Origin of the sequence: Ruminococcus sp., from assembly GCF_019417665.1 — a bacterium.
In the GTDB taxonomy this organism is placed as follows: Bacteria; Bacillota; Clostridia; order Oscillospirales; family Ruminococcaceae; genus Ruminococcus_C.
This window is the reverse complement of sequence record NZ_DXUU01000069.1, coordinates 1-9,392: the sequence shown is the minus strand read 5'-3', so window position 1 is coordinate 9,392 and position 9,392 is coordinate 1. Positions and strand designations below refer to the sequence as shown.

Below are 9,392 nucleotides of genomic sequence, written 5' to 3'. Positions count from 1 at the left end.
ACTATATATTATTTACATTTGATTATTTTTATTCAATATATAATTTTTAATTTAAATTAACCCCCCTCAAAATGATCCATCTCATGCTGAATAATCTGCGCCTCAAAGTCTTTGAATGTCTGCTTTTTCTTTTTGAAATTCTTATCAAAATATTCTACTACAATAATAGGATAACGTTTTGCCGGACGCTGACCAGGCAGTGACAAGCATCCTTCCTCCACATCATAGCACGATTTGGAATGGTCTACAATCTTTGGATTCACAATAATCAGATATTCCTTGCCGATCTGTGCTACTAAAATGGTTTTCCGAACACCAATCATGTTGGCAGCCATACCTACGCAACGTTCTGCATTAGCCTCAATCGTATCCAGTAAATCTCGAATTGTCTGTTGGTCATCTTTTGTTGCCGGTTCTGACTTCTGGCTTAGAAAAATTGGGTCTGTTACAATTTCTTTTATCATATTCCTGCTCCTTTGGATTTTTACTGATTGCTTCTATTATATCATATTTTTCCTGTATAAGCAACAAAATGCGAAGTTACATATATAACTCCGCATTTTATTTGATTTATAATAAATATTCTTCTCACTCGAAAGATCTCTGTAAACCTATCAAAACCAGGCCATATCAAAATCCCGTAAGGGTACGATAAGGGTATGGAATCCTATTTTTATTCAAATAGACAAAAAAATATCCTCGTAAATAACGCATTTACGAGGATTTTTGAAAACACACGTCACAAATGATACAATGCACACCCACAAAGCAAAGGGAGTTCAGACTGCACTCCCACTCCCCTCAAATTTTTTGCACCAACTCCGTCCCATCTTTCAAAACAAACACGATTTTTCCATCTCGATGCACCACTGCTTTTTCTACAGCAGCCAGCCACAATTGTGTATCAAATTCCGGCAGCATCCCATTTTGTCCGCTTAATGCTCTTTGAAAGCCCTGAATCTGTTCCCGTCTTGCCAACCGCTCTGCTCGCCGTTCCTGCAGAGTGGTTTCTTGTTTCTGCAGCGGTTCATACTGTCCCACCAGTGCCTGATACCGTTCCTCATACTTTTCCTGATCCTGCACGATTTCACTATTCTCCCGAACATATCCCTGCACCTGTTCCGAAATCCGCATTTTCTGCGTTTCCATTTCCTGCAATTGACGCTCTAAATCTGTACAGTCCGTAAGCAGTTCCAGCATTACCTGACAGTTTTCCAGAACTGCTTTCCGCTTTTGCAGCAATTCCTGAACGGCTGCCTGAAACCGCTGCTGTATGACGCTCTCTTGCAAATGGGGTGTCTGGCATTTGCACACCCCTTGGAATTTGTGATTGCACTGCCAGATCACCTGCCGATACTTGCTGTTGGAATGCCAGACCTTTGCCCCGAAGAAATTTCCGCAGTCGCCGCAGACAAGTCGGGCAGCAAATACGCTTTTCCCATTGTATTGCCGCCGTAGGTTTTGCCTCCGCAGCAATTCTGCCTGCACCAGTTCAAACTCCTCCGGCACTATGATGGCAGGGTGACTTTCCTCAATGTAGTATTGCGGTACTTCACCTTCATTCACTTTGGATTTTTTTGTGAGAAAATCAACGGTGAATTTCTTTTGCAATAGAGCAGAACCCTTGTATTTTTCATTGGTCAGGATGCTTTTCACTGTACTGGAATGCCATTGCTCCTTGCCGGCAGGTGTCGGAACGCTCTGTTCTGTCAATGTTCTCGCAATGCTAGTTGGCGTTTTCCCCTCCATAAACCAACGATAGATATTCCGAACAATCTCCGCCTCCTCCGGCACAATTTCCGGCAAGCCATCTGCTCCTTTTCGATATCCCAGAAAATGCTTGTATGGAAGGCTAACCTTGCCGTCCGCCATTCGCTTTCGCTGTCCCCAAGTTACATTCTCTGAAATAGAACGGCTCTCCTCCTGTGCCAGACTGGACATGATGGTAATCAGCAGTTCACCTTTGGAATCCAGCGTGTAGATGTTTTCTTTCTCGAAAAACACCTCCACGCCTTTTTCTTTCAGCTTCCGCACAGTTGTCAAAGAATCTACGGTGTTTCGTGCAAACCGGCTGACCGATTTGGTGACAATCAAATCAATCTTACCATCCAGAGCATCCGCCACCATGCGATTGAAGCCATCTCGATGTTTGGTATTCAGGGCTGAAATGCCCTCATCGGTATAGACTGCAACAAACTCCCAGTCTGCCCGTTCCTGAATGTACTTAGTGTAGCGATCCACCTGTGCAGCATAAGAGGTCTGCTGTTCCTCAGAATCCGTGGAAACTCTGGCATAGGCTGCCACTCTGCGTTTCTGAACCTTGGTTTCCGGCAAATGCGTTATGGGGTGAAACTTTGCCGGTATTTTTAGGACTGTCGCCATTTTTTCTGCCTCGCTTTCTCTCGCATTTCCGCTGTCCAGCTTTCCGAACGGGAACGGTCTTTCCAAAATACGGTTTGTTCCGTTCCGTCCGAAAAGCAAAATTGCAGTTCATTGGGTGCAGGGATCTGAATCTGTTCAATTCGTTCCGCAAATTGCTCCGCATCAAATTCTGGTATTTCCAAAACATCACAGCAGGCAGAGAGCAGCGTATTTTCCGGAATCTGTTTTGCTGTTGGACAGTATTTTTTCCCTTTGGTGTTGTAAGTGGAACAAATCCAGACCACACCGGTCACTGTCGTTTTTCTGCGGTAATACTTGCCGCAGCAGGCACACCGTATTTTCTGCGTAAATGGATATCGGTTTGTTGTACAGGAACCGGCATATTTTTTCTGCCGTTCCGCCATTTGTTTCTGCACCGCATCAAACTGTTCCTGCGAAATGATGGCTTCATGCGAACCGGTAACGAAATATTGCGGAAGCTGTCCGATGTTAGCCACCTTTTTCTTGGTAATGTGATTTTCCCGAAAACTTTTTTGCAGCAGCAAATTTCCGGTGTACTTTTCATTGCGGAGCGTTCGTCTTACGTCCTCCGTCGTCCATGCACAGCCACGCACCGTGCATATCTGCTGTTCATTCAGTTTCTTGGCAATTGCCAGCTTACCCATACCAGACAGATAATATAGAAAAATCATTCTAACGATTTCAACCTCCTCTGGTACGATTTCCAGTTTTCCGGACTTGGTTCGCCGATAACCCAGCATTCGCATACTCCCGACTTTTCCCTGTTCAAAGTCCTTTCGCATCTGCCACTTTTTGTTCTCGCTGGCAGAATAGCTTTCCTCCTGTGCGTAAGATGCCAGAATGGAAAGCATCAGCTCGCCTTCTGAACTCATGGAATGAATCCGCTGTTCCTCGAAATAGACATCAACGCCCAGTGTTTTCAGTTCCCGTACCGTTTCCAACAAGGTAACCGTGTTTCGTGCAAAACGGGAAATGGACTTTGTCAGAATCAAGTCGATTTCTCCCTGCCGGCACCGGTTCAGCAGCTTTTGAAATTCCGCCCGATTTTCTTTTGTTCCCGTCAATGCCTCATCTGCATAAACACCGCAGAACAGCCACTCCGGATTGCTCTGGATCAGCTGATTGTAATAGCTGACCTGTGCCGACAGAGAATGGAGCATGGCATCCTTTCCGCTGGACACTCTGGCATAGGCTGCCGTCCGTTTCAACAGGAACGGCTTTTTCTGTGGAAATGCAACTTTTTGTATCACTCGTGCCGTGATAATCTCCCCCTTTCCGATGACATATTACCGTACGATCGGGCAGGAGTCAAGGAATATACTGCACAAAGATATGCCGGAACGTTCGGCAATTATGGTGTTGATTTTTTGGAATTCCTCCGGTGTGACTAATCCAGCACACATCCAGTTTTTCAAAATCGAAACTGTGGTTTGATACGTAATGATCTTATGGTAATGTTCTTTTTCCATGAGCCATTTCCTTTCTGTACTTCCCATAGCAAAGACGGGAACAATATTTTCGGTGCGAACTGGGATAGGCAAAAAAAGACTTCTTGCAGATAGGGCAGCGCTGCTGTAATTTGCCGTCCCCCGATACAGCATGATGATTCCACCAAGTATTGTGGCATTGTGTGGAACAGAATCGTTTCGGTTTTCGGTGCGGTGTCTGCACAACAGAACGCCCACACTGCGGACAGTGTGGGCAGGATTCGCTTCCTCTCTGCCGTTTGCAGAAAGAAGCCACAGTGTTGACAGACAGCCCTAATTGGGCTGCGATTTTCTTGTAGCCAAGGCCGCTGCTATGCAGCTGTCGGATCTGGTCTTTTTGTTCTGCATTCATCCGATCACCCCAAAATTATCCCAAGAAACATACCCAGTCACAAACTGTCCCACCGGTGTCTTTCCGCAGAACTCCGGCTTTGTGGTGATCCGATAACGACCGTTCTTGCAGGCAATGCCGTCATAGAGATAGTAAGTGCCACTGATTCTTCTGGTTACAGCAGTAGTTTCTGCACTGGCGAACAGCGGCGTGTTGGCACGAATAGTAACCTTCTGTCCCTTGGTGAACTTGCCGCCATTGGTGTAGACCGCACTTCCAGATGCATCAAATACAGAATATCCAACCTTGCAGGCTTTTTTCGCATTCTCCAAAGAAGAGTACGCACCAAGCTGCGACTTTGCATCTGCCCAAGACTTTCTCACCCGGTAAAGCTGCTTTGTGGAAGGTGCAGCAGAGGAACCTGCATTCAAATAAGACTGTACCTTTTTCTTGAACTCCGCCCAATGAGGCAAAATGTACGCCGGACACATTTTGTACCGATTGTACATGGTGTTCAATTGGTCAATCGTTCCGTTTCGTCCGTCACGAACATTGAGCCAGTGGGTATGGGTGTAGAGATGATTGATGTCCAATCCATACTGTTTTAATAACGCTGCGGCAAGTTTCACTGCATTGTCCTCCGATTTTTGATCGGCAGAATTGTATGCAGAGGACATAATACACTCGATAGCGATGGTTCTGCGATTTCCATTGCCATTGCCATCAGCGGCGTGCCAGCCACTCAGGCTGTGGGGCAGATTCTGCCATGCACACACGTTATCCACATAGTAATGAACTCGCACGTCCTTCATGTTGTTATTGACCGTTGCCCTTGTGTACTGTTCCGCAGGGGTCGTGCCGCTTGCTACCGAAATCCAATCGGTGTTATGAACAGTCACTCCGATAACTTTGCCCTCCATTGAAACAGAGGGCATATCGATTCTGTTGGGATTGTGTTTGGTGAGCAAATATTCGTTGACGGTAACACCGCCAAATGTCGTTGTTGTATCCGGTCTTAAAATAGCCATATTACTTTTCCTCCTTGTCGGTGGTTTCTTCGGTTCTGCCGATTTTTGTTTGCAGAACATCGATTGCTTTTTGGATTGCAGGTGGATAAGGGATTCCCATTAAACTTGTATTTTCCACGATGGAAAGCAGTTCGTTCAGGCAAAAACTGATGCAGGCTGCATCTCGAATATAGTTGGTATTCAGCAGAATATCCATCCGGACTGCAACAACGATCAGCATCAAAGTGCAGACCTTTTTCGCCAGACCGAACCAGCCAGCTTTGGAAGAAAGTCCGCCGCTTTTCGTGTGTTTGGACTTTTTCATCATGGCGGTGATGATGCCGGTGAAGAAGTCGATTGCCATAAAGACGACCAGTGTCACCAGAGCGGAGTCCCAGCCGCCAAAAATGGCAGTAAAAAAGCCGCCGACCAAGCCGACAGCCACGCAAATGGTATCTTTCATCATATTTTTAACCCTCCAGTACTTTCAGAGCTCGGATCTTCGGGTGGGAGTTGTTGCTTCTGCCCACCCATGCAAGGTAATATTCGCCGTCAGAAATGCCGGTGCATTCTGTGATGGTGGTGATAAAGGTGTCCGACTGCAGCCATTGAAAATCCAAAGAAACTGCACGATTTAAGTCAATCTGTGTGTTCACATACACACCAATGGGAATGTCAATCTTCTGCGGTTTCGGCACCAGATACAGACTTCCGGCTTCGCTGGAACCCGACTGATAGGACATCACGATTTCAGCGTTTTTCGTCAAGGACAGAGACTTTGCACAAACGGTCAAGACCGACTTATCCCAGTTAAAACACGTTTGCGAGTAGGACAGCACAAAATCATTTGCTGCACTGCAAAACTGCGGATAGGCAGCCAGAAAATCCGTCATGGTCTGATACCTGCCGTCCAGAATCATACTGAGATTTGATGCATAGGTCGAAATGGCATTCTGCCCGGACTGAAACAGGACGGTGTAATTTCTGCCGCTTGCCAGGTTATCGATCTGCTTTTGCAGGCTCTCCAAAGTGCGTTCTGTTTTTTCCGAATAGACTGTAACCTTTGTGCTAAGCCCGTTGATTTGTGTACCGAAACCATCCCATTGTGCGATTTTAGCGGAAGTGATCTGATCCAATGCAGATTGATTTTCGTGGGTATGTGCTTTTTTATTCAGTGCTGCAACGGCATCCCGGAATGTTTGGATATTGTAAGTTGTATCATCCTCGAATGCCTGAAGTTCATGGAGCAAAGTAAGTTCTGTATCCGTCAAAGCATTTAAGATATCCAGATTCTCATGAACGTGTGCCTGCTGTAAAAGTGGCTGAACAACAACTTGAATCAGTGTTTTCACAGCATCGGTATCCGGATAATTTGTCAAATCCGGAGAAACGCCGTCCTTTCCATCACGCCCATCTCTACCATCTTTCCCCGGTAAGCCATCCTTGCCATCAATACCATCCCTGCCTTTCAAACTCTCCAGCCATTCTGCAGCTGTTCCCACAAAACCATTTTCTTTGGTGATCTCGTAAGCAGAACGGCCGTCCTTTCCATTTGCTCCAGTTTGCATTTCGGAAAGTTTTTTCAAAAGCTGCGTATACAAATCCGGCGTAGGCGGAATTGGCGTATCCCCGTCTGTGACAAAACCGGACGGTCGAATGTGAAGTGTTACCGGTACAGTTGTCGCACGCAGTGTAGTATCGCTTTCTGCATCGTAGCCAAATAAACTCATCTTTACTGCACCAGGATGCAGCTCAGACGGCAGCAAGCAAGTCGTTCCCTCTATGCCAAGCACCAAATTATATGTTTCTTCGCACTGCGTGAACTGCACCACTTTGTGCAGGACTTTCCAAGCCCCATCAAATGCAAATCGAACCGAAACAAATGCGATCTGGTCAGAAGCAATGACCTCTCGCTCTATTGCCTCCAGCCTTTGATTTTTTACTAAAAATTTCATCATCCGTTTTTCACCTCGTTCCATCCATAATTCTCAGAATCATATTCCAGATAGCCATCTACACACTGGATCTTTTTCAGATAATTGTTGTAAGAATGTTCTCCGGAGGACATCCAGTTGACCGGTTTGGTGATGGCGTTCCACTGCGTAATCGTACCTTCATAGGTGATGCTTTTTAGGCTCTCGCAATACGTCAGTATATTTTGTCCGAATGTCTTGCAATTTGCCGAAATCGTAAGATTGGACAATGCTGTGCATCTTGTAAACGCAAAAGCACCAATGGAATCACACGCAACACGAGCAGCCTTCAGCTTTGCACAGTCGCTGAAAGCATACTTTCCCCACGTTTTCACGCTGGCAGGCACAGTGACTTCTGCAATGGCGGTATGATAAAAGGCGTATGACTGAATCGCAGTAACTGCCTGCGGAATGGTAACAGAAGTCAGACCAGCGGTATCATTGATTATGGCATCTTCCTGTGCAAAAGCAGAATCACCAATGCTGGTCAGTGTTGCCGGAAGAGATACCGTTTTCGCATTGGCACAATGATAGAACAAACGGTCACCCAGACCAGTAATGCCATTGCTGAGTACAATCTCCTTGATCTGGTCGTTTTGATAGAACACAGAATCATGAGAGGTATAATCGTAGGTTGCACCCGTGCCACGCAGCAGCAGTTTGCCGTTGTCGTAGAGAACATAGTAAATGTTTTCACCGCACTGTCCGGTCGCTAGGATTTCGCCTGCGGTCAAATCATCCACCTTGGTTTGCAGTTCGGAAATCTGACTGCTCATTGCATCCAGACGCTTTTGCAGTTCGTCCAGTGTGGCATTTGTCTTTGCCATTTCAGCGAGCATCTCTGTCACTCTACACTTACCAAGAATGCACTTGCAGTAGCCGCATTTGCTTTCATCCTCCCGATAATCGATCACATCCTCTGCGGTCAGTTCTGTTGCACCGGCTCGCAGCCGAACAGCTGCCAGAGTCAGATAAGTCGTCACATTGTTGTTGGTGAACGAGGGAATGACAGGTTCGGCGGCAGCAATTCCAGGCTGAATGCGAATGCCGCAGGTTCGTGTGGAAAGGTCGCAGAACAAGGCAATGACCACATAGCGATCCAGCGATTCATCTACATAGGAAGCACAGTCAACCGTATGCAGCGTGTCACTGATGAGATAATGCCCGTTGATCCACGCCTTGCCTGTGCCGAATGTGACGGCTAAATTTTTGATTGTTGGTGCAAAACACTGCCGGTACGTATCCAGAATCCCGTTGCAGATCAGGCTGGACAGATATGCAGTAAAATCCTCTGCAGTATACACCCGGTCAAGGTTTTGTGCGTTAAAAAATCCATAGGAAAAAGACATATGAATATCACTCCGTTTCTTTGAAAGTCGGTGTCAGACTTCTGCCGTTCTGATCGAAACTCTCCACCATGCCGATCAGCTGAATTCGAGGCTGAATCAAACCAAAGCGTTTCTGTTCGACCGTCACATAGTCGCCCACAAAGTAATCCTTGTTGTACTGATACTGGGTGGAAAATGCAGCGATGGCGGATTCCGATGCCGTCATTGGCTGCACCAGATGCTCCGCACCGCTGCTTTTCAAAATTTCCAGATATTCCGCATCCGTCACATCTTCTTCCTGTGCGGTGTTTCGCTCGTCCACATAGATCTCATAGCGGTCAAGATAGGTCGGCTCTGTACCGATACAGAATGTCGTTCGCTTTCTGGCATTGCCTTCGCCGCAGCCCAGCACATAGGCAAAGTTTTTCTGCACGGCATCGTCTGCCGCATAGGAAAAGGACAGCAGATTGTTGTACGCATCGGAGAACACAATGTGAGGATTGTCGTCCTGCAAAAGGCTGCGGTCTGTTCCGGAAAACAGGTCGCATTTCAGTGCGTTTCCATCCAGCCGCACATTTGCCGAACCGCCAATGGTTTCACAGAGGCTGTACAGCCATTCCAAGATGTTGTCATAGCTGACCTGCATTCGTGCGGTGTTCTGCCAGCAGTTACCGGAAACCGTTCCCATGGAAAAACCGGGCAGATTGCGGATTCCGGCAGAAATCACATTGCGAGACAGCACCTTGCTGACAATGTCTGCATAGCTGCCGTTTGCAGTGATGGTGGGATAGATGATCCGCCGTTCCAACAGACAGGCAAGAAACCGTCCGGTGACCGTCAGGTAATCGCCCTTTTCGGCATCG

The 9,392-nt window shown here is 46.8% G+C and carries 9 protein-coding genes; all 9 read right to left on the bottom strand.

Translation table 11 applies throughout. The annotated features are described in order from the left end of the window. Positions 1-56 precede the first annotated feature (56 nt). Entirely contained in the window at positions 57-464 is a 408-nt protein-coding gene (locus tag QZ375_RS12620; RefSeq protein WP_295219610.1) for a peptide deformylase, read from the bottom strand. 337 nt (positions 465-801) lie between these two features. Further along, complete coding sequence (locus tag QZ375_RS12615) at positions 802-2,382, bottom strand: recombinase family protein (protein ID WP_295219609.1); 1,581 nt, start codon at positions 2,380-2,382, stop codon at positions 802-804. Then, positions 2,367-3,653 (bottom strand): recombinase family protein, encoded by a 1,287-nt coding sequence (locus QZ375_RS12610; protein ID WP_295219608.1) that lies wholly within the window; start codon positions 3,651-3,653, stop codon positions 2,367-2,369. The genes QZ375_RS12615 and QZ375_RS12610 overlap by 16 nt, the downstream gene beginning before the upstream one ends. Positions 3,654-3,689: 36 nt before the next feature. Continuing rightward, a complete protein-coding gene (locus tag QZ375_RS12605) occupies positions 3,690-3,872 on the bottom strand; it encodes an SHOCT domain-containing protein (RefSeq protein WP_295219607.1) in 183 nt (60 codons plus the stop codon). Between the two features lie 366 nt (positions 3,873-4,238). Then, complete coding sequence (locus QZ375_RS12600; RefSeq protein WP_295219606.1) at positions 4,239-5,249, bottom strand: peptidoglycan recognition family protein; 1,011 nt, start codon at positions 5,247-5,249, stop codon at positions 4,239-4,241. A gap of 1 nt (position 5,250) precedes the next feature. After that, complete coding sequence (locus tag QZ375_RS12595; RefSeq protein WP_365729101.1) at positions 5,251-5,694, bottom strand: phage holin family protein; 444 nt, start codon at positions 5,692-5,694, stop codon at positions 5,251-5,253. A gap of 4 nt (positions 5,695-5,698) precedes the next feature. Continuing rightward, positions 5,699-7,186, bottom strand: a complete 1,488-nt coding sequence (locus QZ375_RS12590) for a hypothetical protein (RefSeq protein WP_295219605.1) — start codon at positions 7,184-7,186, stop codon at positions 5,699-5,701. After that, positions 7,183-8,550 (bottom strand): leucine-rich repeat domain-containing protein, encoded by a 1,368-nt coding sequence (locus QZ375_RS12585; protein ID WP_295219604.1) that lies wholly within the window; start codon positions 8,548-8,550, stop codon positions 7,183-7,185. The genes QZ375_RS12590 and QZ375_RS12585 overlap by 4 nt, the downstream gene beginning before the upstream one ends. Before the next feature lie 7 nt (positions 8,551-8,557). Then, a partial coding sequence (locus tag QZ375_RS12580; RefSeq protein ID WP_295219603.1) for a siphovirus ReqiPepy6 Gp37-like family protein occupies positions 8,558-9,392 on the bottom strand: 835 nt, incomplete at its 5' end.

Excerpts from the sequence above, each read along its gene's own strand:
- QZ375_RS12620 (WP_295219610.1), bottom strand. The coding sequence starts at position 464 with ATGATAAAAGAAATTGTAACAGACCCAATTTTTCTAAGCCAGAAGTCA.
- QZ375_RS12615 (WP_295219609.1), bottom strand. The coding sequence starts at position 2,382 with ATGGCGACAGTCCTAAAAATACCGGCAAAGTTTCACCCCATAACGCAT.
- QZ375_RS12605 (WP_295219607.1), bottom strand. The coding sequence starts at position 3,872 with ATGGAAAAAGAACATTACCATAAGATCATTACGTATCAAACCACAGTT.
- QZ375_RS12600 (WP_295219606.1), bottom strand. The coding sequence starts at position 5,249 with ATGGCTATTTTAAGACCGGATACAACAACGACATTTGGCGGTGTTACC.
- QZ375_RS12595 (WP_365729101.1), bottom strand. The coding sequence starts at position 5,694 with ATGATGAAAGATACCATTTGCGTGGCTGTCGGCTTGGTCGGCGGCTTT.
- QZ375_RS12590 (WP_295219605.1), bottom strand. The coding sequence starts at position 7,186 with ATGATGAAATTTTTAGTAAAAAATCAAAGGCTGGAGGCAATAGAGCGA.
- QZ375_RS12585 (WP_295219604.1), bottom strand. The coding sequence starts at position 8,550 with ATGTCTTTTTCCTATGGATTTTTTAACGCACAAAACCTTGACCGGGTG.